Origin of the sequence: Acinetobacter tandoii (genome assembly GCF_008867985.1) — a bacterium.
Classification (GTDB): Bacteria; Pseudomonadota; Gammaproteobacteria; order Pseudomonadales; family Moraxellaceae; genus Acinetobacter; species Acinetobacter tandoii.
Genome location: NZ_VXLD01000003.1, coordinates 223,641 through 248,221, shown reverse-complemented (window position 1 = coordinate 248,221; position 24,581 = coordinate 223,641). Strand labels below are relative to the sequence as shown.

At 43.3% G+C, this 24,581-nt stretch carries 21 protein-coding genes and 2 tRNA genes; 16 read left to right on the top strand and 7 right to left on the bottom strand.

The window, feature by feature from the left end; genetic code table 11:
* Positions 1-57 precede the first annotated feature (57 nt).
* The 3 genes from gabT to ahpC all read left to right on the top strand — a co-directional run bounded on the left by gabT (position 58) and on the right by ahpC (position 3,592).
* Positions 58-1,356, top strand: a complete 1,299-nt coding sequence (gene gabT, locus F4W09_RS07270; RefSeq protein WP_151504433.1) for a 4-aminobutyrate--2-oxoglutarate transaminase — start codon at positions 58-60, stop codon at positions 1,354-1,356.
* A complete protein-coding gene (locus F4W09_RS07265; protein WP_151504432.1) occupies positions 1,353-2,810 on the top strand; it encodes an NAD-dependent succinate-semialdehyde dehydrogenase in 1,458 nt (485 codons plus the stop codon). The genes gabT and F4W09_RS07265 overlap by 4 nt, the downstream gene beginning before the upstream one ends.
* Positions 2,811-3,028: 218 nt before the next feature.
* Positions 3,029-3,592: an alkyl hydroperoxide reductase subunit C gene (gene ahpC, locus F4W09_RS07260; protein WP_044738920.1), complete on the top strand. Its 564-nt coding sequence runs from the start codon at positions 3,029-3,031 to the stop codon at positions 3,590-3,592.
* Positions 3,593-3,683: 91 nt separating this feature from the next.
* On the opposite strand, the gene F4W09_RS07255 is transcribed toward ahpC, so the two are convergent.
* On the bottom strand, positions 3,684-4,640 hold the full coding sequence (locus F4W09_RS07255) for a LysR substrate-binding domain-containing protein (RefSeq protein ID WP_151504431.1): 957 nt from the start codon (positions 4,638-4,640) through the stop codon (positions 3,684-3,686).
* Positions 4,641-4,714: 74 nt separating this feature from the next.
* Entirely contained in the window at positions 4,715-5,341 is a 627-nt protein-coding gene (gene ycaC / locus F4W09_RS07250; protein ID WP_044738922.1) for an isochorismate family cysteine hydrolase YcaC, read from the bottom strand.
* Between the two features lie 307 nt (positions 5,342-5,648).
* Here ycaC and F4W09_RS07240 point away from each other — a divergent pair, with 307 nt between their 5' ends.
* The 3 genes from F4W09_RS07240 (at position 5,649) to F4W09_RS07230 (ending at position 9,109) form a co-directional block, all read left to right on the top strand.
* Positions 5,649-6,533: a pirin family protein gene (locus tag F4W09_RS07240; protein ID WP_151504429.1), complete on the top strand. Its 885-nt coding sequence runs from the start codon at positions 5,649-5,651 to the stop codon at positions 6,531-6,533.
* A 433-nt stretch (positions 6,534-6,966) separates the two neighbouring features.
* Positions 6,967-8,265, top strand: a complete 1,299-nt coding sequence (locus F4W09_RS07235; protein ID WP_016168781.1) for an FAD-dependent oxidoreductase — start codon at positions 6,967-6,969, stop codon at positions 8,263-8,265.
* A 4-nt stretch (positions 8,266-8,269) separates the two neighbouring features.
* Positions 8,270-9,109, top strand: coding sequence for an SAM-dependent methyltransferase (locus F4W09_RS07230; protein ID WP_151504428.1), 840 nt, complete (start codon positions 8,270-8,272; stop codon positions 9,107-9,109).
* A 56-nt stretch (positions 9,110-9,165) separates the two neighbouring features.
* On the opposite strand, the gene F4W09_RS07225 is transcribed toward F4W09_RS07230, so the two are convergent.
* The 3 genes from F4W09_RS07225 to F4W09_RS07215 all read right to left on the bottom strand — a co-directional run bounded on the left by F4W09_RS07225 (position 9,166) and on the right by F4W09_RS07215 (position 10,977).
* Positions 9,166-9,241: transfer RNA gene (locus tag F4W09_RS07225), tRNA-Thr, on the bottom strand.
* A 126-nt stretch (positions 9,242-9,367) separates the two neighbouring features.
* Positions 9,368-9,694, bottom strand: a complete 327-nt coding sequence (locus F4W09_RS07220) for a gamma-glutamylcyclotransferase family protein (RefSeq protein ID WP_151504427.1) — start codon at positions 9,692-9,694, stop codon at positions 9,368-9,370.
* A gap of 38 nt (positions 9,695-9,732) precedes the next feature.
* A complete protein-coding gene (locus tag F4W09_RS07215; RefSeq protein ID WP_151504426.1) occupies positions 9,733-10,977 on the bottom strand; it encodes an MFS transporter in 1,245 nt (414 codons plus the stop codon).
* 121 nt (positions 10,978-11,098) lie between these two features.
* Here F4W09_RS07215 and F4W09_RS07210 point away from each other — a divergent pair, with 121 nt between their 5' ends.
* On the top strand, positions 11,099-12,019 hold the full coding sequence (locus F4W09_RS07210; RefSeq protein ID WP_151504473.1) for a LysR family transcriptional regulator: 921 nt from the start codon (positions 11,099-11,101) through the stop codon (positions 12,017-12,019).
* 160 nt (positions 12,020-12,179) lie between these two features.
* Positions 12,180-12,644, top strand: a complete 465-nt coding sequence (locus F4W09_RS07205; RefSeq protein ID WP_151504425.1) for a surface-adhesin E family protein — start codon at positions 12,180-12,182, stop codon at positions 12,642-12,644.
* Positions 12,645-12,667: 23 nt separating this feature from the next.
* Here the strand turns inward: F4W09_RS07205 and F4W09_RS07200 are convergent, their stop codons facing one another.
* Positions 12,668-13,549, bottom strand: coding sequence for a LysR family transcriptional regulator (locus F4W09_RS07200; RefSeq protein WP_016168775.1), 882 nt, complete (start codon positions 13,547-13,549; stop codon positions 12,668-12,670).
* A 168-nt stretch (positions 13,550-13,717) separates the two neighbouring features.
* Between F4W09_RS07200 and F4W09_RS07195 the strand changes: the two genes are divergently transcribed.
* The 7 genes from F4W09_RS07195 (at position 13,718) to F4W09_RS07165 (ending at position 22,184) form a co-directional block, all read left to right on the top strand.
* On the top strand, positions 13,718-15,235 hold the full coding sequence (locus tag F4W09_RS07195) for a CoA-acylating methylmalonate-semialdehyde dehydrogenase (RefSeq protein ID WP_151504424.1): 1,518 nt from the start codon (positions 13,718-13,720) through the stop codon (positions 15,233-15,235).
* Between the two features lie 11 nt (positions 15,236-15,246).
* The gene (gene mmsB, locus F4W09_RS07190; RefSeq protein ID WP_044739130.1) at positions 15,247-16,137 is read left to right on the top strand and encodes a 3-hydroxyisobutyrate dehydrogenase; all 891 of its coding nucleotides are present in this window, start codon (positions 15,247-15,249) and stop codon (positions 16,135-16,137) included.
* 85 nt (positions 16,138-16,222) lie between these two features.
* A complete protein-coding gene (locus F4W09_RS07185) occupies positions 16,223-17,884 on the top strand; it encodes an AMP-binding protein (protein WP_151504423.1) in 1,662 nt (553 codons plus the stop codon).
* A 120-nt stretch (positions 17,885-18,004) separates the two neighbouring features.
* Positions 18,005-19,129, top strand: coding sequence for an acyl-CoA dehydrogenase family protein (locus tag F4W09_RS07180; protein ID WP_151504472.1), 1,125 nt, complete (start codon positions 18,005-18,007; stop codon positions 19,127-19,129).
* A gap of 93 nt (positions 19,130-19,222) precedes the next feature.
* The gene (locus F4W09_RS07175) at positions 19,223-20,026 is read left to right on the top strand and encodes an enoyl-CoA hydratase (RefSeq protein ID WP_116759067.1); all 804 of its coding nucleotides are present in this window, start codon (positions 19,223-19,225) and stop codon (positions 20,024-20,026) included.
* A gap of 15 nt (positions 20,027-20,041) precedes the next feature.
* Positions 20,042-21,100, top strand: coding sequence for an enoyl-CoA hydratase/isomerase family protein (locus tag F4W09_RS07170; protein WP_151504422.1), 1,059 nt, complete (start codon positions 20,042-20,044; stop codon positions 21,098-21,100).
* 133 nt (positions 21,101-21,233) lie between these two features.
* Complete coding sequence (locus tag F4W09_RS07165; protein ID WP_151504421.1) at positions 21,234-22,184, top strand: hypothetical protein; 951 nt, start codon at positions 21,234-21,236, stop codon at positions 22,182-22,184.
* A gap of 227 nt (positions 22,185-22,411) precedes the next feature.
* On the opposite strand, the gene F4W09_RS07160 is transcribed toward F4W09_RS07165, so the two are convergent.
* Positions 22,412-22,502, bottom strand: a tRNA-Ser gene (locus tag F4W09_RS07160).
* 121 nt (positions 22,503-22,623) lie between these two features.
* Between F4W09_RS07160 and F4W09_RS07155 the strand changes: the two genes are divergently transcribed.
* Complete coding sequence (locus F4W09_RS07155) at positions 22,624-24,501, top strand: potassium transporter Kup (protein WP_044739125.1); 1,878 nt, start codon at positions 22,624-22,626, stop codon at positions 24,499-24,501.
* The last annotated feature ends 80 nt before the right edge of the window (positions 24,502-24,581 follow it).

Here is a 24,581-nt window from a genome sequence, read left to right as displayed (position 1 = left end):
GCGAACGGATGCATAGACCAAAGCTGTAATTGACGATGAAAAAATGAGGAAAAAATAATGGATGCTAATCATTCTGCACTCAATGCGCGTAAACAGCAAGCAACCCCACGCGGCGTAGGCGTGATGTGTCAGTGGTATGCGGAAAAAGCAGAAAATGCCACAATTTGGGATAAAGATGGCAACGAATACATCGACTTTGCGGGTGGTATTGCGGTATTGAATACAGGTCACCGTCATCCAAAAGTGATTGCGGCTGTGACTGAACAGTTAACCAAGTTCACCCATACCGCTTACCAAGTAACACCATACGAAAGCTATGTATCTTTGGCTGAGCGTATCAATGAACGCGCACCAATTGCGGGTCAAGCAAAAACTGCATTTTTCACGACAGGCGCTGAAGCGGTTGAAAATGCGGTAAAAATCGCACGTTCTTATACAGGCCGTCACGGTATTATTACGTTTGGTAACGGTTTCCACGGTCGTTCATTCATGACGATGGCAATGACAGGTAAAACTGCACCATACAAACGCGATTTTGGTGTAATGCCTGGTGGCGTATTCCATGCGCGTTACCCAGTAGCATCTAAAGGTATTTCTGTTGATGCAGCCATTGAAAGCGTTGAAAATATTTTCAGTGAAGATGTATCTGCACATGATGTAGCAGCCATTGTGCTTGAGCCAGTACAAGGTGAAGGCGGTTTTAACGTTGTTCCTGCTGACTTCTTAAAACGTTTACGTGCCATTTGCGACCAACACGGTATTTTGTTGATTGCAGACGAAGTACAAACTGGTTTTGCACGTACTGGTAAATTGTTCGCAATGGATCATTACGAAACTAAAGCTGACCTGATCACTATGGCGAAAAGTCTTGGCGGTGGTTTCCCAATTTCAGGTGTTGTGGGTCGTATCGACGTGATGGATGCACCAAACCCAGGCGGTTTAGGTGGTACTTACGCTGGTAACCCAATTGCAGTTGCAGCAGCACATGCAGTGATTGATGCGATTGAAGAAGAAAAGCTTTGTGACCGTGCCAATGTTTTAGGTGCAGAATTAGTTGCGGTATTGAAACAAATTCAATCAGAAACGACCATCGTGAATGATGTTCGTGCATTAGGTTCAATGGTTGCTGTTGAAGTTGAAAATGCGGATATCGCAAAAGCTGTACAAACTTTTGCAATGCAGAAAGGTTTGTTGTTATTAACTTGTGGTAAAAACGGTAACGTAATTCGTTTCTTATATCCACTGACCATTCCAACAGAACAATTCCGTCAAGCTTTAGACATTTTAAAACAAGGTTTTGATTCTTTAGCATTGCCAGCAACTGTTGGGGCGCAAACTGCGGAGCAATCAGCATGATTCAACAAGGATTGCAATATTTATTGGCACATCCTGATATTGCCCTTGAAGCACCTGCTTCAAGCGGCTTTATTGAAGTTCAAGATGCAGCGACTGGCGAAAGTCTGGCATGGGTAAAAACCTATGACCAAGCGGGCGTTGAAGCAGCCATTACTCGTTCTGAACAAGCACAAGCACTTTGGAAAAAGCAAACCGCTTTACATCGTGCCGACATCTTGTGGGCATGGTATGAATTGATGCTCGAGCATAAGGAAAACTTGGCGCAGTTGTTAACGGCTGAACAAGGTAAACCTTTGCTTGAAGCACGTGGTGAAATTGCCTATGCAGCCTCGTTTATTCGTTGGTTTGCAGAGCAAGCCCGTCGTATTGATGGTGCGGTTCTTCCTCCAACTCAAGCGCATCAGCGTTTGGTGGTGATCAAGCAAGCGATTGGTGTGACTGCGGCCATTACGCCGTGGAACTTCCCAGCAGCCATGATTACGCGTAAAGCAGCACCTGCACTTGCAGCGGGTTGTTCAATGTTGGTGAAACCAGCAGAACAGACCCCGTTATCTGCCTATGCATTAGAAGTATTGGCTTTGCAAGCAGGCTTGCCACAAGATCTTCTGTTAAACATTGTGGGTGATGCTGCTGAAGTGGGTCAAACATTGTGTAACAGCGATGTGGTACGCAAACTGAGCTTCACAGGTTCGACGCCAGTGGGCCGTATTTTGATGCAGCAATGTGCACCAACCATCAAAAAACTCTCTTTAGAGTTGGGTGGTAATGCACCTGTGATCGTCTTTGATGATGCGAATCTTGATCAAGCTGTGCAAGGCATCATGATGAGCAAATTCCGTAACAGCGGTCAAACTTGTGTGTGTGCCAACCGTATCTATGTGCAAGCAGGCATTTATGATGCACTTTGTGAGCGCTTAGTGGCTGAAGTTGCAAAATTAAAAGTGGGTGATGGTCGTGTCGAAGGCTCGACGCAAGGTCCATTGATTGATGCGAAAGCCGTGGCTAAGGTGCAATCACATATTGATGATGCGAAAACGAAAGGTGCGAAAGTACTGATCGGTGGTCAATTACATGCCTTGGGTAAAACTTTCTTTGAACCAACTGTTCTGCGTGATGTAACGCAAGACATGCGTGTTTCGAAAGAAGAAACCTTTGGCCCATTGGCACCTTTATTCCGCTTTGAAACTGAAGCAGAAGCGATTGCACTGGCAAATGACACTGAGTTTGGCTTAGCTAGCTATATCTTTACCCAAAGTGCTGCACGTCAATGGCGTGTGGGCGAAGCGTTAGAATATGGCATGGTGGGTGTAAACACAGGCGCGATTTCGAATGAAGTTGCTCCGTTTGGTGGTGTGAAACAGTCAGGCTTAGGCCGTGAAGGTTCAGAGTGGGGCATCGATGAGTACTTAGAAATGAAGTACATGTGTATCGATGTGACCGATCCTTCAGCATAATCTTTGCTGTTGATAGAAAATGCTGGTGATGGCTTTGGTGGTCACCAGCATTTTTATTTGTATCGGATAAAATCATTAAAAAGGAAAATAGCATCTAAATTTTAAATCTATAAAACCGATTAAAATTATAAAAAACTACGGTTTTACCTATATGGGAAAATTTCTTATTCTTGGTTTCAAGTTAAACAAATACAGTCACTGATACCGAGGAACCGTACATGAGTTTAATCAATACTGAAATCAAACCCTTCAACGCAACAGCTTATAAAAATGGTGAATTTGTTCAAGTGTCTGAACAGAATTTTTATGGCAAATGGTCGGTTGTGTTTTTCTATCCTGCCGATTTTACTTTTGTCTGTCCAACTGAATTAGGCGATTTAGCCGATCATTATGCTGAATTCCAAAACATGGGTGTGGAGATTTATTCCGTTTCGACTGATACCCATTTCACGCATAAAGCATGGCATGACAGCTCAGAAGAAATTAAGAAAATTCAGTACAGCATGATTGGTGATCCGACTTGGGTCTTGGCGAAAAACTTTGAAGTGCTGATTGAAGCAGAAGGCTTGGCTGATCGTGGCACATTTGTGATTGACCCTGAAGGGAAAATCCAAATTATTGAAATTAATGCGGGAGGTGTGGGGCGTGATGCGCAGGAGTTATTGCGTAAAGTTAAAGCAGCCCAGTATGTGCATGCACACCCTGGTGAAGTTTGCCCAGCAAAATGGAAAGAAGGTGATGCGACTTTGGCACCATCGATTGACCTGATTGGTAAAATCTAAGTCAAAGCACTTTGAATTTAAAAAATCCAGAACTTTGGTTCTGGATTTTTTTTGAATTCAAAGATAATTCAATTCAAATTGAACTTGCTGTTTACGGTCTACTAAATGGCACAGGGTGATTCATTGGGGATAGATAGCCTGGTTGCTCCTGTGCCAATGCGCGTAAACCTGTCATGAGCACCTGAATTAATTTCTCTACAACTAGACGTTGTCCTTTACGAGAAGCATAAACCAATTGTACCGTACCAATGTTGGAACACCACTCAGGTAAAATATGAATCAGTTTTCCTGAAGCGATATCGTGTTCAACAGTTAAATAAGGTAGATCTGCAATCCCTAAACCATCCAGTGCAGCAAAATAAACCCCCGCCAAGTCATTACATTTCAGGCGTGGCTGTAAGGGTATTTCAATGCTTTCATTATGACCCCGATGATGTAAATGCCAAGCATACTGATTTTTTTGTGTCCCTAGTACAACGCTGGGATAATCACCAAGTTCGGTAATCAGCTGAATGTGATGACCTTGTAATAAAGAGGGGCTAGCGACCAAGCAATGCGTGGTTTGCATCACATCACGTACGACAATGTTGGCATCTTCATTGACCGAAAAGTTGGTTCGTAGCGCAAGATCAATATCATCATGTAAGACATCAACTCGACGGCTAGTTAATTCGAGTTCCACCTCAACTCGTGGGTAATCTTTTAGAAATTGGGTGAGAATATGACGGACTTGGTATTGCAACATCACGGAGGGACAACTGATTTTGACTAAACCTTGAGGTTCATTTTTCTGTTGAAGCAGGACATTTTCAGCACATTCGACTTGTGCAATTACTTTGCAGCATTCTTCATAAAATGCTTGTCCCAACGCGGTCACTTTAAAATGTCGGGTCGAACGTTGAATCAGTGTAATGTTAAATTGGTGCTCTAAATCAAGAATCCGTCGACTGAGCTTAGACTTGGTCATTTGACTGGCTTCGCTGGCTGCACTGAATCCACCATGCTTGACCACTAAATAAAAATAATAGTAGTCATCAAATGAACGCATTTGCCACCTCTGTTCGTGATGTTTTCAAGTACGTTACAGCATGAATGCGATGCTGTAACGTACTTTATTCTGGTTTATTTTTGCCCTGTATTTTGATTATAGCTATTTATAAGGTTGCGATAATCAGGAATATGGTTGGAGAAGAGAGTCCCCAAGCCTTCAATATCATTTCGCCAGTCACGATGCAGTTCACACGCCATGCCAAACCATGTCATGAGTTGTGCACCTGCTTGTGACATACGCTCCCATGCGGCATCACGGGTCAAGGCATTAAACGTGCCTGAAGCATCGGTAATGACAAACACTTCAAAATCCTCTTCCAGTGCAGATAGCGCTGGAAAAGCCACACAGACTTCGGTCACGACACCTGCAATAATCAGTTGCTTTTTACCTGTGGCTTTAATGGCTTTGACAAAGTCTTCATTGTCCCATGCATTAATTTGTCCTGGGCGGGCAATATATGGTGCATCGGGGAACATTTCTTTTAATTCTGGTACCAGAGGGCCGTTTGGACCATTTTCAAAACTGGTGGTCAGAATGGTAGGCAAATTAAAATATTTAGCAGCATCGGCCAAAGCCAGTACATTGTTTTTGAATTTATCGGGATCGATGTCACGTACCAAGGACAACAGTCCAGTTTGATGATCGACCAGCAAAACGGCAGCATTATTTTTATCTAAGCGAGTATAAGGTTTACCCATTTTCTTATTCCTTTAGTGGATGAATAGAAAACTCAGCCATGCTCATAATTATGTTTAGCGCATGGTTGCGTTGTTGTTATATTAAGCAGAGTTGTAATTAAGCTTAAAGGATGATCTTGGGAAAGATTGTCTTATTTTTGAGATAGTTTTGTTGTTGCACTCGATACGAAAATAAAAACATATAAATTCAATACTCTGGAGAGATTGTTGTAAAAATAGGATGGTGTATCGCATAAGCTCACTATGTCCTGCACTTTAAAATGCTTAACATGGCTGCATGTTAGATCCTAGAGATAGGAGTTTTGAAATGAAAAAAATTACAGGTGTGTACCGTAACCAAAATATGCATTGGGTCGGTGATGGTTTTCCAGTGAGAAACCTGTTTTCTTATGACCGTTTAGGACAAGCGATTAGCCCGTTTTTGTTATTAGATTATGCTGCGCCGTATCCATTTACACCTACCAAAGAGCAGCATGGTGTGGGTTCACATCCGCACCGTGGCTTTGAAACCGTGACCATTGCCTATCAAGGTGCAGTCACACATAAAGATTCTAGTGGCGGTGGTGGTACGATCCAAACGGGCGATGTACAGTGGATGACTGCGGGTTCAGGCTTGGTGCATGAGGAATTTCACTCGACTGAATTTGCGGAGCAAGGCGGTTTGTTTGAAATGGTTCAGTTGTGGGTGAATTTACCCGCAGCCGATAAAATGACAGCCCCGCAATATCAGGCCATTCAAGCTCAAGAGATTCCTGTGATTCATTTTGAAGATGAAGCTGGGCATTTACGTGTGATTGCGGGTACGTATGCAGAGCAACAAGGTGCAGCGTCAACCTTTAGTCCAGTCAATGTTTGGGATGGCATGCTGAAAGCAGGTCACCGCCAAGATGTATTTGTGCCAGTCGATCACAACACCTTAGTGGTGGTGTTACAAGGTGAAATGCTGCTGAACGGTCATCAAAAAGTGTTGGATAACTCGATCGTGTTATTTGCACATGATGCTGAATCACACATTCAATTGGAAGCGCTTACTGATGCGAAATTCTTAATTTTGACAGGAAAACCTTTGAATGAACCGATTCAGGGTTATGGCCCGTTTGTGATGAACACCAAACAGGAAATCATTCAGGCATTTGAAGATTTCAATCAAGGTAAATTTGGTGAGATTCCAGTTCAGGAACATCATCGCTAAGCAATTCAGCCAATCCTAATGTAGTAACTGCTAGAAAAAAGAAGAAGCCCCGAAGTCATTCGGGGCTTTTTGCGCTTTAAGCTTTGTTGTAGATGACACAGATGTTATCTAAATTTGCATAGTGCCATATTTTGGTTAGTGTGATGAAGTTGTCATTTTTATGTGGTGCATGATACCTACTTTTTTGTTATTTGTAAAATTGGCTGTGAAAAGTGAATGAATCTAATTTACTAATTTTAAACAAAAAATAAAGTATCCATTCTTTAAAAAAAGACTTTGTTTGAAAAATAATCATGAATGTGGGATAAAGCGGGCAAGCTAAAATTAAATTGTTAACGAATTTTAAAAGCATGGATTCTGGCATTTTTTAATAGTCTGTTTTGTCGCCCCGTAGTACATAATTTCCTTAATGTGTAACTGACGGATAATAACTTTGGATATTGCAGTTATTGGTAGTGGCATGGCTGGACTGGCTACTGCGAGAATTCTTAAAGATGCTGGACATAACATTACAATTTTTGAAGCCCTACCAGGGCGTGGAATGGACAGTCACAGTACCGAGTTTGAAGGTGGGTTGATTGATGCACCTTTGCGTGTCATGAATCCGCATTTATGGAAAAACACCTTAAGTTTAGCAACGTATTTAGGTATTCAAACTTATCCAGTGCGAACCTATATGGCATGTAGCTGGTTATTTGAAGATAAAACTGAAACATGGCTTACCACCACACGTACCCGTATTGGTAATTTTCCAATTATCAATAACCGTAAAGGCATCAAACAATATGGTTGGCGCTTGGTTAAAGGCATGTTGCAGTTAAAAACCGCGATTTCTCAATTTTTCAAATCTGAGAATCAAGAGATTACCTTGGCAGAATTCATTAATCAGAATGATATTGAAGAAGTCTTCTGGCATGGTGCGGTAATGCCAGTGCTATATACCATTTGTACTTGTAATCCAAAAACCATTGGTGATTGGCCCGCAAAACCGTTGTTGACCTTCTTGCGTCAACTCACGGATGGGGATGCCTTATTGCGTATGCAGGGTGGTACACCAGCCTTAGTTGATAAGTTGATACAAGGTATTGAAATCCGCAGTGGCTCTGCCATCACCCATGTGAAACAACAAGGCGATAAAGTACAGGTTGAAAATTCGGCAGGTGAAACCTACCAGTTTGATCGTGCTGTGATTGCAACACCAACCAACAAAATTGACACTTTCCTTGATCAAGCACAATTTAAAGACGACATTGATTTATTAAAGCAATTTAAATTTGAACAAGGTCAATTGGTCATTCATACCGACACGTCTGTTATGCCACCGAAGCGTAAAGACTGGGCAGTGTTGAGTTATATGATGGATCGCAAGTTTACCCGTCAGCAATTCACAGTCTGGTTAAACGCAGTTGAGCCAAGCCTAGTGGGTAAAAATCCTGTGTTCCAAACTTGGCGTCCTGTGACTGAAATTGATCCGAAAAAGATCATTTCAAGCGTAACGTTAACCCGTGCGGTAGTGAACTCGGAAACAGTCGCGTTGAATAAGCAATTGCAAGAACGTCATAAGCAACCTGATCGCAAAGTATTCTATTGTGGTTCTTGGTCGTGTGATGGTTTGCCAATCTTGGAATCGGCAGTGACCTCTGCCATGAATATTGCTGAGATTTTTGGTGCACCATTGCCGTTCGTTGGCTTAAAGCCTAAAGTAGAGGTTGCTCCGCAACTCGGCTACTAAATTCATGAAATGGCTCCAACAGCTTCGCACAGAGGTTTACCAACATAAATATGCCATCAATGCAAAATTATTAGGGGACAGCAGCGAACTGGCTTGGAGCAATCTGGGATACTGGTCTGAAACTCATCAGACCTATCCCGACGCTTGCCGTGCCCTTGCCGATCATTTGGCCCACAATGTGCAATTAACTACATCCGATCATGTACTGGATTTGGGCTGTGGACAGGGGGCGAGCCTGTTGCATTGGCAACAACAGTATCAGATACAACATATTGAAGCGGTTGAATTACAACCTAAATATATACAAAAAATTCAAACAGCCATTCCTCAGCTAAAGGCTATTCATGGCCACTCTTTTTTAAATTTAAAACAAATTTCCTTTCAGCAAGCTTTTGATGTGGTGCTGTGTATCGATGCGGCTTATCACAGTAGTTTGAATTCGTTTTTAAATTCAGTTGCACCCGTTTTAAATTCAAAAGGGCGTTTGGGATTTCATTATCTAATTTTAAGCCCGAAGTTTTTGAATTTAAATGTCGCAGAAAAAATACAGTTGGCCTTGTTGCTTAAAGCTGCCGATGTGAATTTAAAAAACTTGTCTGATGAAGTTGCTGTACAGCAACAGTTGGTACAAGCAGGTTTTGAACAGATTCAAATTGAAGATTTTTCTGAAGCTGTATTGGGTGGTTTTTCCCAATATATTCAGCAGCAGACCATAGCACCGCAGACTGAAGCGCAATATACAGCTTTTGATGTAATGAAGATTCAGTTGACAGCAAAACTGTGTCAGAAATTATGGACCCAAGGTGTAGTGCAATATGTGCAAGTGACAGCACAGAAGAAATAAAAAATGTAGGTTCAAAAACAACAAAAGCCCACTAATAAATAGTGAGCTTAAGTGAATGGTGCCGGCACACGGATTCGAACTGTGGACCTACTGATTACAAGTCAGTTGCTCTACCAACTGAGCTATGCCGGCATCTTGTGCTGTGCATTTTACATTAAGTTGTTTTGAATGCAAGCCAAAAAATAACCGATTGAATGTTCAGCGTTATGAACTGAATCTAAGTTTCGACTTATTAGCTATTTTTGTATAAAAAGAAAGCTATTTTAGACTGTAAATCCAAGTGTTAATACATTCACCTGTCTCGATTAAAGTGGCCTGTACTGGGCTACGGACATAACCTTCGCCTTCAAATTCATCGAGCATTGCCCAATGTTGGGATAAATTTTCTGAGAAAAACACAAAACCTTGTACAGCAGAAGCATTTTCATTGAGTACAATGCCTGGAAAGCCTAAGTCTGCGCCCCAACCTTTGTCCTGTAGCTCGCCATGTACATAGGCCTCTGCCCATGTTCCACCGATATTTTCTAGAATGTGTGCATTGGGACGATTCGGTCCCAAGCTGCCATAAAAAAATATACTCAACATGACGACTAAGTGTTCTTTTTGAGATGTATTAAGAACTTTTAAGCAGGGTGTTGTGGACGAATTTGAATGAGGCTCAGTCCAATACCTGCAAGCACCAAGAGCATTGCCAAGAGAACAACGCCTAACCATCCTGCATATAACCAGAACCATCCTCCTGCTGAACCGATGATGCTGGAACCGAGGTAGTAAAACAGTAAATATAACGAAGTTGCATGTCCTTTGTTGTCTTGGGCAGCAGCTCCCACCAAACCACTACAGAGGGCATGGGCAATAAAGAAGCCTGTGGTAATCAATGCCACACCTAAAATAATTGCCCAGAGGTTTGCCGCCAAGGTGCAGGCAATACCCAATCCCATACAGATAAAGCCGCCTATGATCATGCTTTGCCGACCATAGCGCTGTGCCAAACGGCCTGCCAGTGATGAAGACACCATACCTAAACTATAAGAGAGAAAAATTAAGCTGATTTGAGTTTGACTCAAAAAATATGGAGCTGCATCGAGACGGAAAGTAATGTAGTTAAATAGGGTTACAAAGATACTGGTCAACACAAAGCCCAACGTATAGAGACGCAGTAATGAGCGATTGCGTAAATGTGACCACCATGCTTGCACATGGAAATTTAAATTTAGCCCTTTTTTTACAACAAAATGGCGAGAAGGGGGCAGTAAATATAAGAAACCACAGGCACAGAGCAAGCACAAGAGGCCTAGTAAACCTAAGGCTGTTTGCCAGTTGACCCATTCAATCAGCATCCCCATGCCCACCCGTCCCATCATGCCGCCAAAAGCCGTTCCCGCAATATACAGCCCCATAGTTTGTGCCAAGGCTTTGGGGTCCATTTCTTCTGCAATCCATGCCATGGTGACGGCAGGAACCCCACCCAATACAAATCCTTCCAGTGCACGTGTGGCAAGAAAGGTATGCCAGTGGGGAATAAACATCGCCAAGATATTCAGTCCAGCCGCACAAGCCATGGACATGAAAATGACATTACGCCGACCTAAAGCCTGTGAAAAAGCACTGGAGAGTACAATCGAAATGGCTAAGAAAGCAGTGGTCAGCGACAATGCCAGTGCACTATTGGCAGGGCTCACCGCAAAGGTTTGGGTAAAAGCAGGCAGTAAAGGTTGTACACAATAAATCAGGGAGAAACTGGCAAATCCCACCAAGAACAGGGCCAGCCCTGCACGGTAATATGTACTCGTACCCGATTCAATCCATGATTTGGATAAAGGGGAGATGGGGTCAAGTTCTGGACTTGAAGAAGCGGGGCTAAGCATTTGAATTTCCAACAGCCAAACGGTTTGGCTAGCGTAATCATTTACAGAATAAGCCTAGCAGCGAGAAGGTCATCCTTCTAATATATTTAAGTCTATAGCAATATATGTTTTATATATGAATATTGAGCTGCGCCATATTCGCTACTTCTTAACCGTGGCAGAAGAAAAAAACTTTACCCGTGCGGCACAACGCTTGTGTATGAGTCAGCCGCCCTTGAGTATGCAAATTCGTGATTTGGAAGAGAGTATTGGCGCAGAGCTGTTTTTACGAACTTCGCAGGGAGTGGTGCTGACCGAAGTTGGACAAGCTTTTCTCGCTGCGGTGGAACCTCTGCAACATCAATTGGATGATGCGATTCAGTTGGCACGCCATGTTGCTAATGGTGAAGTGGGACAGTTACGTTTAGGCTTTACAGGCACTTCAATGCTGAACCCTCTAATTCCAGAAAGCATTCGCCGTTATCAGCAGCAGTACCCTAAAGTTGGGCTAAAACTAGAAGAAGCCAATTCCCTCAAATTAATTGACTATGTGCTGGAAGACCGCCTAGATATTGCCATTATTCGTCCACCTCGACAAATTCATAGCAGTTTAGCCATGCAACAGTTGTTGAATGAAGCATTAATTGCAGCGGTTTCTGTACGCCGTGATTTAGCGCATGGTGAACAACCTTTACAGGTGACCTGCTTACGTGAACATGAAATGATTTTGTCCCCGCGCAGCGTCAGTGCAGGCTTATATGATGCGGTGACTGATGCCTGTCAGCAAGCAGGCTTTGAACCCAAAATGGGTCAGAGTGCACCACAGATTGTCTCGATTTTATCTTTGGTGGCGGCTAATTTGGGGGTATCGATGGTGCCAGAATCTTCGCAGCAATTACAAATTCAGGGCGTGGTGTATCGGCCTTTTGCCGAGCCTGTACCTACAGTTGGGCTGGCTGTAATTTATAAGCAGCATTTAGCCACCCAACTGGCGATTAATTTCGCCAGCATTTTACAAATGGTTTGCCATCAGGGTGCTAAATATTCCTCAGAGTCGATTTAGAGTGCCAACCAGTCATAGTAATATCACTGAATCTGTGCTGAAAATGCTGAAATAAAATTTATATTAATTTAATTATTTCAGTATCTTAGTTTGATTTTATCATGTGATTTAAGCGGTGGAGTTGCTATAATCCCTTGCGCCTATCTGGGGGGATAGTATTGTGTTAAATCGTGTGCTGATCAGTTTTGTCAGTTTATTTTGGAGTGTGTTTGCATGTACCGAGTGGACCTACGTCAATGCAAATTATGATCACTCGCAATATATTTATGTCGATTTTAATCGGGTGAGAGTACTTGATGCAAAAAGCAATGAAGTTGAATACTGGGTCAAGTATTTAATTAAAAATGACAAAGAAAAAGATGGCTTGGAACTGGGTGATTATTCCTTGGCCTTGTACCGTGTGGGCTGTGAGAGTGAACAATATAGCATTCGCTCCTCGGCTAATTTCAAGAAAAATGGTTCCTTAATGAGTAGCCAGAATTATGCTGCCAGTCAGGCTCGCCCGATTATTCCCAATACTGCACTCGATTATACTGCTGCAATGGTCTGCCGTGTTTTGCCACAAAGTCAGAAAGTCGATCGTCTGGAACAGCTCACCCGACGTATTGCAATGGGAGAATACTGATCAAGCAATCAACTTCGTCAGCCTTAATCCATAAGAATACCTTGCTTAAGGTCAGCCTGTTTACGTAAATAATCCCAGACCAATTTAATCCGTGGCTCGTGTTGTAAATCGACAAAAGTCAGCATCCAAAAGGTATGGGTAAAGCGCACTTGCTCGGCCAGCACTTGTTCTAAATTGGGCTGATTATGGGCTAGAAATTGCGGCAAGATGGCCAAGCCAGCGCCTGCATTCACCGCAATTTGCTGCGCTAAAATACTACTACTGCGAAAATTGGCGGTCAGTGGAATCGGCAGGCGTTCCAAACAATACAGTTCTGAGCTATAAATCAGATCATCAATATAATTCACAAAGCGGTGGCGTGCTAAATCTTCCATATTTTGAATGGGCGGATGTTGTGCCAGATAGCTTTTGCTGCCGTAAATTTTTAAACAATAATCGGTCAGTCGGGTAATGATATAAGGACCCGATTTCGGACGGTCTATCGAAATGACAATATCGGCTTCGCGATGGGACAGCTTCATCATCTTGGGAACAGGAATCAGGTCGATCGTGAGCAGCGGAAATTGCTGCGACAGTTCTGCCAATAACTGGGTCAAAAACGCTGTGCCAAAACCTTCGGGTGCACCAATTCGCACGCGACCTTCAAGTGGCTGTTGCGGTTTTTGAATTTGCAAAAAAGCCTGTTCCATTTGCTCTACGCGCGGCACCAGTGCCATACCATCGACAGTAAGTTCATATCCTGTGGCTTCACGTTTAAATAAGGGTGTACCTAACGCGACTTCTAAAGACTGTATCCGTCGAGCCACAGTACTGTGTTCAACCCCAATAATCCGTGCTGCATTGGTCAATGTTTTGGCACGTGCCAAGACCAAAAAAAATTGCAGATGATCCCAATCTACTTTCATTTTTATTTTCCACATCCTGTGCAAAATTGCACAACCATCGTGCACCAATCTGCATTGGTGGTCAAAGTTTTCTTTGCTAGTCTGATTTGAAAATCACAAATTGAACATACGGTTTAAGTCGTAGGGTTCAGCAGCAACACAATAAAAATGAATGCCTATGGAGAGGTTATGAATACGGTTTCTAAAATCCAATTATCAACAGCTAAATTATTGATTAACGGTGAGTTTGTCGAGTCTAAAACCCAGCAATGGCAAGACATTGTTAATCCAGCAACTCAAGAAGTCATTGGTTTAGTCCCTTTTGCAACACCTGAAGAAGTACAGTCTGCAATTGCTTCGGCAAAAGCGGCATTTGCCAGTTGGCGAGAAACCCCGATTCAAGCCCGAATGCGCATTATGTTGAAATTGCAGGAACTCATTCGTGCCAATGCCAAGAAAATTGCACAGGTACTCACTGCTGAACAGGGCAAAACCTTGGCGGATGCGGAAGGTGATATTCAGCGTGGTTTGGAAGTGGTGGAACATGCGTGTTCAATTGGCACCTTGCAAATGGGCGAATATACCGAAGGGGTGGCACGTGGCGTAGATACTTATACCTTGCAACAACCTTTAGGTGTCTGTGCGGGGATTACCCCGTTTAACTTTCCTGCGATGATTCCTTTGTGGATGTTTCCCATGGCAATCGTCTGCGGTAATACCTTTGTTTTGAAGCCATCTGAACAAGATCCGCTCTCCACCATGATGTTGGTCGAGTTGGCAATCGAAGCAGGTATTCCCGCAGGCGTACTGAATGTGGTGCATGGTGGCAAAGATGTGGTCGATGCGTTGTGTACCCATCAAGACATCAAAGCCATTTCCTTTGTTGGTTCGACTGCTGTCGGCACACATGTCTATAACTTGGCAGGTCAACATGGCAAGCGCGTGCAATCGATGATGGGTGCGAAAAACCATGTGGTGGTCATGCCCGATGCCAATAAAGAACAAACCTTAAATGCCATGGTCGGAGCAGCCTTTGGTGCGGCAGGGCAACGTTGCATGGCGCTTTCAGTTGCAGTCATGGTCGGTGACAGTAAACACTGGATCAATGAATTGGTTGCAAAAGCCAAAACCTTGAGTGTGAATGCGGGACATGAGCCAAATACGGACATTGGTCCTGTGATTTCACCGCGTGCCAAAGCCCGTGTGATTGATTTAATTAACAGTGGTGTAGAACAAGGCGCTGAATTGTTATTGGATGGTCGTGATATTCAAGTCAAAGGCTATGAAAATGGCAACTTTGTTGGGGCAACGGTGTTTAGCAATGTCACCACGGATATGCGTATTTATAAAGAAGAAATCTTTGGGCCAGTACTCACGATTCTCTGTGTGGAGACTTTGGATGAAGCGATTGAGCTGGTCAATGCCAATCCATTTGGCAATGGCGTGGGCTTATTTACCCAAAGTGGGGCAGTGGCACGGACCTTCCAAAACCGTATTGATATTGGTCAAGTGGGCATCAATATTCCAATTCCAGTCCCTGTGCCATTCTTTAGTTTCACAGGTTCGCGTGGCTCAAAGCTCGGTGACCTAGGCCCTTATGGTAAACAGGCGGTACAGTTCTATACGCAAACCAAAACCATTACCAGTCGTTGGTTTGAAGACAGTCAAGAAGCAGGGGAAGTCAATACCACCATCAGTTTACGCTAAGGAGTAGCGAGATGAAGATAGCTTTCATTGGTTTAGGGAATATGGGCGGTTCGATGGCACAGAACCTGCTCAAAGCAGGGCAAACGGTGTTAGGTTATGACCTAAGTGAAAAAGCTTTGCAGCAGTTTTCCGAAAGTGGCGGAATCGTCTGTGACAGCCCCCAAGCTGCGGCTGAGCAGGCAGATGTGGTCATCAGTATGTTGCCCGCAGCTAAGCATGTACGTGACGTGTATTTGGGTGAGACGGGAATTCTGGCGGTAATGCGTGCAGGCAGTCTCTGTATTGACTCGAGTACCATCGACCCGCAAACCATTAAAGATGTTGCTGCTGAGGGCTTGAAGCATCAAGTTCAAGTCTGCGATGCGCCTGTGTCTGGTGGCACCATTGGTGCTAAAGCAGGGACCTTGACCTTTATGGTCGGCGCCGATGACGTGACCTATGAGCGTGTGCAGCCGATTTTAAGCTTTATGGGCAAAAATACGGTGCACTGTGGTGCAGTGGGTGCAGGGCAAATTGCTAAAATTTGCAATAACATGATTCTCGGTATTTCTATGGCGGCCGTGGCAGAAGGCATGGCTTTGGGCAGTCGATTGGGCATTGATACCCATGCACTGGCAGGCGTGATCAATAGTTCAAGTGGTCGTTGCTGGAGTTCTGAAATCTGTAATCCTTGGCCCGATATTAGCCCGAATGCACCCGCAGGACGAGGTTATACCGACGGTTTTGCCTCACAACTCATGCTTAAAGATTTAGGTTTGGCCATTGAAGCGGCAGGCCAAGTCAAGCAACCTGTATTACTCGGGGGGTTGGCACAGCAGCTCTATCAACAATTGTGTTTGCAAGGCAATGCACATTTAGATTTTTCTAGCATTATCCAGCAGTATTTACCCCGAGAAAATTGATTTAAAAGAAATGAAAGGGTGCAATGAATGCACCCTATAAAAAAACCCTTGTCGTGAATAACAAAAATGTGACTGAGGTGAAAGGATGGCTTCAAATTATCTACAAGCGCAGCAAAATTTTGATTTGCAACAGGCTGCGCAACGGTTTCTATCAGGTTCAATCGATGCCCTGAATGCATGTTATGAATGTTGCGATCGACATGCTTTGCCGGGGCGGATTGCCTTGTTTTGGCAGGGTAAAGATGCTCGTAAAGAGCAATATACCTTTCGAGAGTTACAACAACGTGCCAGCCAATTTGCCAACTTTTTAAAGTCTCAAGGCGTGTCTAAAGGTGACCGTGTATCGGGCTTATTGCCACGTACCCCAGAGCTGATTATTACCATTTTAGCTGCATGGCGGATTGGTGCGGTTTATCAACCGCTATTTACTGCGTTTGGCCCGAAAGCCATTGAGCACCGCTTACAGTTGGCACAAAGCAAACTGGTGGTGACCGATGTGGGCAATCGTGACAAATTGCACGACGTAGAGGGTTGCCCTGCAATTGTGACGGTCACGGGAGCCAAAGGCACAGGGCTGTATCAAGGGGATTATAGCTTTTGGGCAGAAGTAAACCGCCAGTCTGATCAATGTGAATTGGAGATGATGAACATCCAAGATCCATTCTTGTTGATGTTCACATCAGGGACGACAGGCCCTGCCAAACCCTTACAAGTGCCACTGAAAGCGCTGATTGCATTTGGTGGCTATATGCAAGATGCGATTGGTTTAAGAGCTGAAGATTCGTTTTGGAATATTGCCGATCCGGGTTGGGCCTATGGATTGTATTACGGCATTACGGGTCCGCTCTTATTGGGTCATCCGACCATTTTTTATGAAGGCGCATTTACTGCCGACAGTCTATGCCAGATTGTAAATGACTATGGCGTGAATAACTTGGCAGGAGCACCCACAGCCTACCGTATGATGATGGCGGCCGACTTGAAGCAAATGGCGAAATTACATGGCAAATTCCGTGTGGTCAGCAGTGCAGGTGAGCCATTGAATCCTGAAGTGTTTCGCTGGTTCAAACAAGTATTAGATGCGCCAATCTATGACCATTATGGCCAAACCGAAGTCGGGATGGTGGTGTGTAATCATCATGCATTGGAACATGAGGTTCGAGCAGGCTCGGCAGGTTTTGCCAGTCCCGGCTATCGTGTTGTGGCACTAGACGAACAGGGTCGGGAGTTAGGTGCAGATACCCCAGGAATTTTAGCTGTAGACATAAGTCAGTCTCCGATGATGTGGTTTGGCGGTTATCAAGAAAGTCGTAAATCGCCATTTATCGGACATTATTATTTAACGGGTGATACCGCTGAAATACATGCCGATGGCAGCATGAGTTTTGTCGGACGCAGTGATGATGTGATTACCACGTCGGGCTATCGTGTGGGGCCATTTGATGTGGAAAGTGCCTTGTTGGAACATGATGCAGTGATTGAAGCCGCCGTGATTGGTGTGCCTGACCCTGAGCGCACAGAAGTGATTAAAGCTTTTGTGATTTTATCAGGTGAAAGTACAGCCAGCGCTGAGCTTGAAAATGAACTGAGTCAATTTGTGAAAAAACGCTTATCTGCTCATGCTTATCCACGTTTGATTGAGTTTGTGACTGAACTTCCCAAAACCCCAAGTGGAAAAATTCAGCGTTTTTTATTGCGCAATCAGGAAATTGCCAAGCAACAAACAACGGCGACTGCTGCAAGCTAAGATATTGTAAGGAAAGAAATTATGCAATTCACTGAAGGACAAGCTCACATGCAGGATATGGTAAAAAGTTTTGATCACGACCAGATAAAACCGACGGCCAGTGAGTGGGATCGACAAGGTATGTTTTTTGAAGAACAACTCTTGATTCAGGACATGGCAAAAAGTTTTGCCCAAGAACAAATTAAACCCTATGCCAGTGAGTGGGATCGACAGGGTACTTTCCCAGCCCAAGCCTTACAGCAAATGGGGCAACTGGGTTTTATGGGGATGTTGGTGCCTGAAGAATGGGGTGGTTCGGCAACAGGCAACTTGGCCTATGTATTGGCGTTGGAAGAAATTGCCGCTGCGGATGGTGCAACATCGGCGATTATGAGTGTGCATAATTCGGTGGGTTGTGTGCCGATTTTGAAATTTGGTACCGAAGAGCAAAAGCAACAATTTCTGGTGCCTTTAGCCAAAGGGGAAATGATCGGGGCTTTTGCACTGACTGAACCACACACTGGTTCCGATGCCGCAGCCATTAAAACCCGCGCTGTGAAAGATGGTGACCATTACATTATCAATGGTGCCAAGCAATTTATTACTTCAGGGCATAACGCAGGTGTGATTATTGTGTTTGCCGTGACCGATCCTAGCGCAGGGAAAAAAGGCATGAGTGCTTTTTTAGTCCCGCGTAATACACCTGGCTACGAAGTCATTCGGGTCGAAGAAAAATTGGGTTTACATGCCTCTGACACTTGCCAAATTGCTTTGACCGATGTGCGCGTGCACAAAAGTATGTTGTTGGGTAAAGAAGGCGAAGGTTTAAAAATTGCCTTATCTAATTTGGAGGGCGGACGCATTGGCATTGCCGCTCAAGCCGTTGGATTGGCACGTGCCGCTTTGGAAGAAGCCACCCGTTATGCCAAAGAGCGTGTAGCTTTTGGGAAGCCAATTTTTGAGCAGCAAGCAGTGTCGTTCCGATTGGCCAGTATGGCAACAGAAATTGCCGCAGCACGTCAGTTGGTACATCAGGCGGCGCGTTTAAAAGAAGCGGGTCAACCATGTTTAACCGAAGCGTCGATGGCGAAGTTGTTTGCCTCTGAAATGACCGAGCGGGTCTGTTCAAATGCTCTACAAATCTTTGGCGGTTATGGCTATCTGAAAGATTTTCCGATTGAGCGCATTTATCGTGATGCTCGGATTTGTCAGATTTACGAGGGTACCAGTGATATTCAACGCTTGGTGATTGCCCGTAGTTTATAAACCCAATATCGAAAAAACTGACCCTTGCACATGTGAGTGATCACGAGTTGTGAAAGAGATATGTGTATTGGTCTATAGAAGAAGGATCGCAACATGCAGTGGGAAAAAACATTCATTGAAGACTTACAGTGGGACACGATTTTAGTTGAAAAGCGCAAGGGTGTCGGGGTCATTACCTTGAATCGTCCTCAAGCGTTGAATGCATTAAACAGTCAACTGATTGCCGAAATTAACCAAGCCTTAGATCAGTTTGAACGCGATGCTGAAATTGGCTGTATGGTGTTGGCAGGTTCAGAAAAAGCCTTTGCCGCGGGGGCTGATATTAAAGAAATGGCCGAGCTGAATTTTCCGAATATCTATTTTGATGATTTTTTCCATTTGGCAGATCGGATTGCGCAGCGTCGTAAACCTTTAATTGCTGCGGTGAGTGGCTATGCACTTGGGGGCGGCTGCGAGTTAGCTTTGATGTGCGATTTTATTTATTGTGCTGATAATGCCAAGTTTGGTTTGCCTGAAGTAACCCTGGGTGTAATTCCGGGTATTGGCGGAACGCAGCGTTTAACTTTGGCCTTGGGTAAAGCCAAAGCAATGGAAATGTGTTTAACCGCACGGCAAATGGGTGCGGTTGAGGCAGAACAAAGTGGCTTAGTGGCGCGCGTGCTGCCGAAAGAGGAATTATTGGCCTATACCTTAGAGGCTGCGGAGAAAATAGCACAGCGATCTCTGACTGCCACCATGATGATTAAGGAAAGCATTAATCGCGCCTTTGAGGTGAGCTTAAGTGAAGGATTACGCTTTGAACGTCGTACTTTCCATTCCATTTTTGCAACTGTAGACCAAAAAGAAGGCATGAAAGCCTTTGTGGAAAAGCGACCAGCCCAATTTAAAAATCAATAAATAAGGAGTCTGCGCATGGGAAATAATTTACAGATTAGCTTCCAAGGGCATTTAGGCGTGATTACGCTAGATCGAGCGAGTCATTTGAATGCACTGTCTTTAAGCATGATTCATGGCATTAGCCAGCAGTTAGAACTGTGGCGTGAGGACGATCAGGTTCAAGCCGTCTTGATTAACTCCAATAGCCCGAAAGCCTTTTGTGCAGGCGGAGATATTCGTTTCCTCTATGACAGCTATCAAAATGGAACCGCCAATTATCAGCGCTATTTTGCCGATGAATATCACATGCTGAAGAGCCTACGCCAATATGCGAAACCTGTCATGGTGTTTTTAGATGGCTATGTCTTGGGCGGTGGTTTTGGTTTGGCACAAGCTTGCCAGATTATTGTTAGCAGTGAGAAATCTCGTTTTGCCATGCCAGAAACCGCGATTGGCTTTTTCCCAGATGTGGGCGCAACCCATTTTCTGTCTCGTTTAGATGATATTGGCGTGTATATGGCGGTGACTGGGGAACAAATCAGCAGTAGCGATGCCTTGCATTTAGATTTAATTGACTATTTGGTGCCGAGTGACCACTTGGCACAGTTGCAAACTGAGTTGGCACAGGCACCCCAGTTGAATCAACAGTTAATTGAGCAGATGATTGTGCGTTATTTAAAAGAACCAGCACCCAGTGAATTAAAACAGTATGAAGATGCGATTCGGCAGCATTTTTCACATACTGAATTGGCTCAAATTGAAGACAGCCTAGCCAATACATTAGAAAGTGACTATATGGATTGGGCTGAAAAAATCTTAGCAAACTTGCAGCAACGTTCTTTGTTAGCCAAGCAAATCAGTCTAAAGCTACAGCATGTTGGGCGGGGGCTATCTTTAGAGCAATGTATGCAGTTAGAACGGGATTTACAAGATATCTGGTTTGAGCAGGGCGACATGATTGAAGGTGTACGGGCTTTGCTGATTGATAAGGACAAGCAACCGAAATGGCAAACTGAAAACCCTAAGTTAATGCAGATGTTTGAGAAGTTGTTACCGCCTTCGCGACAGCAGCGTCAGGCAAGTGTGCAAGTGTAAGTTTGCTGTCAACCCGTACAGAAAATCCTCCAATGTATTGGGGGATTTTTTATAGCTTTTGACCTAAATAAATAGCTTAAATTTTGAATTATTTATTTTAAGATTTCATTCTCAGAAATTGGATAAATAACGAATGAATGACTTAACAACAAGATTTTTAAATAATTTTACCCAGTGGCATGAAGTAGGCCTGACGCTTATAAAAATGACAATAGCAATAGGAGTATTGTGCTTAGTCGCTTATCTTCTCACCATTGGTTATATCCCTTCAGATATTAGCTTTGGTGATACACTCATTTTTTTATTGATCTTTGTTGCTTGTTCAATTGTCTATGCTGGATTAAGCATGGTGCTATTTATCTTTGGCGTTTCCTTAATGCCTGCGGTGTACTTCATTTTTAGTACCGTGGATCTGTATTTACCTGTTCATAGTCGAATTGGGAAAAAACTGCCTTTTCCAAAGATTAGTATTATCACATTTGGTGGGTCTCTTTACCTTTTATACGCTATTCATGGTTTATTGGTGTTGCATTGGAAAATCAGTCTTTATGTAGTGATTACGGCCAGCTTTATCGCTTTGTTTTCTTATGCTTTTTATATTAATCGACTTAAGATCAAAGAATTTAACAACAAGTTCGAAAACTTAAAAGATATTATTGATGACCCTGATGCGAGTGAAAATCTTAAAACATTTGCAAAAACTAAATTAAAGAGATTAGAAACACATATTAAAGACAGTATACAAATTGCCTGTTTTCTTATTCTGATTCCACTGGCACCTATGTTTTTTATTGGAGATATTGGTCAAGTATTTTTAAATTATACGATGCAAAAAACAGGTGTCAGTATAGAAAAAGCGACACTGTATATTAAAGCACCGTATGCCAATTTAATTGATTTACCTAAAACCACGACTTCAGCGCTTAGCCAAGACCAAACCTTTATATTTAAGGATGTCAAAGTGTTATTTCAGGGCATTGGTAAAAATACTTTGGTGGCTTACAAAGTGGGAAATATTGAAAAACAGATCGTTATTCCAAATGATTACATTATTGTAGAAAAAACTCGGAAAGTAGATGAATAAGATTAAACTTTAAAGCAGATCTGAGATAGCAATATATCGTTGTTCTAAAATAGGTCTTCTATTCTTAAGGGGTATAAAAATAGAGGAATAAATGCTTACCCCCAGTTATACCCCCAACTACATCAAGCTTACAATAGATCAAGTGGATTGTATGAGACGTAAAAAAAGCTTAAACCTATGTGGTTTAAGCCTTTCAGTACCCCGTTGGATGCTACGGGAAGCTAATTTGGCGGTGAAAGAGGGATTCGAACCCTCGAAACGCTATAAACGTTTACACACTTTCCAGGCGTGCTCCTTCAGCCACTCGGACACTTCACCATGGCGGAGGATAATATCGAAAAACATAGCCATCGACAAGGTGAAACAATTGAATTCGAGCAAAAGTTTTAGCTCAATGATATGATTCGCAAAAATAGTGTCGATAATTGAAGACAAGCTTATGCAAAGTTCTGCAAAAAAAGCCGCATTGCCTGCGATTACCTTGGCAGCATTAGGGGTTGTGTTTGGGGATATTGGAACCAGCCCACTCTACGCATTAAAAGAATCTTTCCATGCCGCGCATGGATTAGGGATTAATCCTGAGAATGTTTTGGGTATTTTGTCGATTATCTTTTGGACAATGACATTGGTCATTACCATCAAATATGTCGCAATTGTCATGCGTGCAGACAACAATGGGGAGGGTGGCATTATGGCGTTGCTTGCCCTAAACCTGCGTAATACCAATTTTAGTGATCGCAAAAAATTATTGTTAATCGCGATTGGCTTTATTGGGGCTTCCTTGTTTTTTGGTGACGGGATTATTACCCCTGCCATTTCAGTGTTGTCAGCAGTAGAGGGTTTGTCCATCGCGACGGATGCACTTGATCCTTATATTGTGCCCATTGCGATTAGTATCGTGACCGCTTTGTTTGTGATGCAAAAATATGGCACAGCTTTTGTTGGTAAGTTTTTTGGCCCTTTGACCTTATTATGGTTTTTTGCCCTTGGACTATTAGGTATCTCTAGCATTATTCAAACCCCTTTGGTTTTGGGGATGCTGAGTCCACACTGGGCTATTCACTTTATTGTATCTAATCCACTCATGGCATTCTTTATCATGGGTGCGGTCGTGTTAACCGTAACGGGTGGTGAAGCTTTATATGCCGATATGGGACATTTTGGTCCTGTTCCAATCCGTTTGGCATGGTTTGTTGTGGTTTTACCTTGTTTATTGCTTAACTATGCAGGGCAAGGCGCATTATTACTACGTGACCCAAATGCCATTGAAAATCCATTCTATTTATTGGTACCAGAATGGGCGTTGTACCCAATGATTTTCTTGGCAACTATGGCTGCTGTTATTGCATCTCAAGCGGTCATTTCAGGGGTGTTTTCCTTGGCACGCCAAGCCATTCAATTGGGCTATTTGCCACGTTTAAGCATTAAGCATACCTCAGATTCGGAACAAGGGCAGATTTACGTACCTTTACTGAACTGGATTTTGCTCGCAGCGATTATTGTTTTAGTTCTAATTTTCCAAACCAGTTCGCGTTTATCCCATGCTTATGGTTTGGCCGTGACCATGACCATGCTTTGCGATACCTTATTGATTGCAGTTTTCATACGTTACACATGGAAATGGAGTAAGCCAAAACTAGCATTACTGATTACACCATTTCTATTGCTGGATTTGGTCTTGGTGAGTGCGACCTCGCTAAAAGTTCTGTCAGGTGGTTGGGTGCCATTATTGATTGGCGGAATTGCATTTATGTTGTTAATGACATGGAAAGATGGGCGTGAACTTACTTTTTCCAAGCTACAACAAGATACGCTTCCGCTCGATTTATTTGTGCAGAGTATTGGTGAACAGGCAAACTGGGTCGAAGGGGAAGCTGTCTTCCTGACAGGGACGCCAACAGTTGTGCCACATGCCATGTTACACAACATGAAGCACAATAAGGTCTTGCATCAAAAGAACATCATTCTGACGGTAAAAATTCAGGATGTACCTTATGTTACAGATCAAGATCGATTCCACGTGGAAACCATGAATCAGCATTTTTATCGCGTTGAATTGTTCTACGGCTTTAAAGATGAAATGAATATTCCAATGGCGTTGGAAGCAGTCTATCAAGCGATAGGACTCGAATATAACTTAATGCAAATCAGCTTCTTTGTTTCGCGTGAACGTATTATTAGTACTGTCGGAGATGGCTTGGCGCCGTGGCGTGAAAAGTTGTTTATTTCGATGCAGCGCAATACCAGTCCTGTCAGTGACTTTTACCAAATTCCACCGAATCGTGTAGTGGAATTGGGAAGCCAAATTGAAATCTGATGATTTCATTCTTTCATTAGTCTAAGTGCTAAAAAACCAAGGCATAGTCCTTGGTTTTTTTATGCGGATTGAAATGTTTT

What these genes read in the sequence shown, in the direction of transcription:
- F4W09_RS07220 (WP_151504427.1), bottom strand. Translation starts at nt 9,694, where the DNA reads ATGTTGAGTATATTTTTTTATGGCAGCTTGGGACCGAATCGTCCCAAT.
- F4W09_RS07215 (WP_151504426.1), bottom strand. Translation starts at nt 10,977, where the DNA reads ATGCTTAGCCCCGCTTCTTCAAGTCCAGAACTTGACCCCATCTCCCCT.
- gabT (WP_151504433.1), top strand. Translation starts at nt 58, where the DNA reads ATGGATGCTAATCATTCTGCACTCAATGCGCGTAAACAGCAAGCAACC.
- F4W09_RS07175 (WP_116759067.1), top strand. Translation starts at nt 19,223, where the DNA reads ATGCAGTGGGAAAAAACATTCATTGAAGACTTACAGTGGGACACGATT.
- F4W09_RS07185 (WP_151504423.1), top strand. Translation starts at nt 16,223, where the DNA reads ATGGCTTCAAATTATCTACAAGCGCAGCAAAATTTTGATTTGCAACAG.
- mmsB (WP_044739130.1), top strand. Translation starts at nt 15,247, where the DNA reads ATGAAGATAGCTTTCATTGGTTTAGGGAATATGGGCGGTTCGATGGCA.
- F4W09_RS07230 (WP_151504428.1), top strand. Translation starts at nt 8,270, where the DNA reads ATGAAATGGCTCCAACAGCTTCGCACAGAGGTTTACCAACATAAATAT.
- F4W09_RS07170 (WP_151504422.1), top strand. Translation starts at nt 20,042, where the DNA reads ATGGGAAATAATTTACAGATTAGCTTCCAAGGGCATTTAGGCGTGATT.
- F4W09_RS07180 (WP_151504472.1), top strand. Translation starts at nt 18,005, where the DNA reads ATGTTTTTTGAAGAACAACTCTTGATTCAGGACATGGCAAAAAGTTTT.
- F4W09_RS07255 (WP_151504431.1), bottom strand. Translation starts at nt 4,640, where the DNA reads ATGCGTTCATTTGATGACTACTATTATTTTTATTTAGTGGTCAAGCAT.
- F4W09_RS07155 (WP_044739125.1), top strand. Translation starts at nt 22,624, where the DNA reads ATGCAAAGTTCTGCAAAAAAAGCCGCATTGCCTGCGATTACCTTGGCA.
- F4W09_RS07165 (WP_151504421.1), top strand. Translation starts at nt 21,234, where the DNA reads ATGAATGACTTAACAACAAGATTTTTAAATAATTTTACCCAGTGGCAT.
- ycaC (WP_044738922.1), bottom strand. Translation starts at nt 5,341, where the DNA reads ATGGGTAAACCTTATACTCGCTTAGATAAAAATAATGCTGCCGTTTTG.
- ahpC (WP_044738920.1), top strand. Translation starts at nt 3,029, where the DNA reads ATGAGTTTAATCAATACTGAAATCAAACCCTTCAACGCAACAGCTTAT.
- F4W09_RS07265 (WP_151504432.1), top strand. Translation starts at nt 1,353, where the DNA reads ATGATTCAACAAGGATTGCAATATTTATTGGCACATCCTGATATTGCC.
- F4W09_RS07200 (WP_016168775.1), bottom strand. Translation starts at nt 13,549, where the DNA reads ATGAAAGTAGATTGGGATCATCTGCAATTTTTTTTGGTCTTGGCACGT.
- F4W09_RS07240 (WP_151504429.1), top strand. Translation starts at nt 5,649, where the DNA reads ATGAAAAAAATTACAGGTGTGTACCGTAACCAAAATATGCATTGGGTC.
- F4W09_RS07195 (WP_151504424.1), top strand. Translation starts at nt 13,718, where the DNA reads ATGAATACGGTTTCTAAAATCCAATTATCAACAGCTAAATTATTGATT.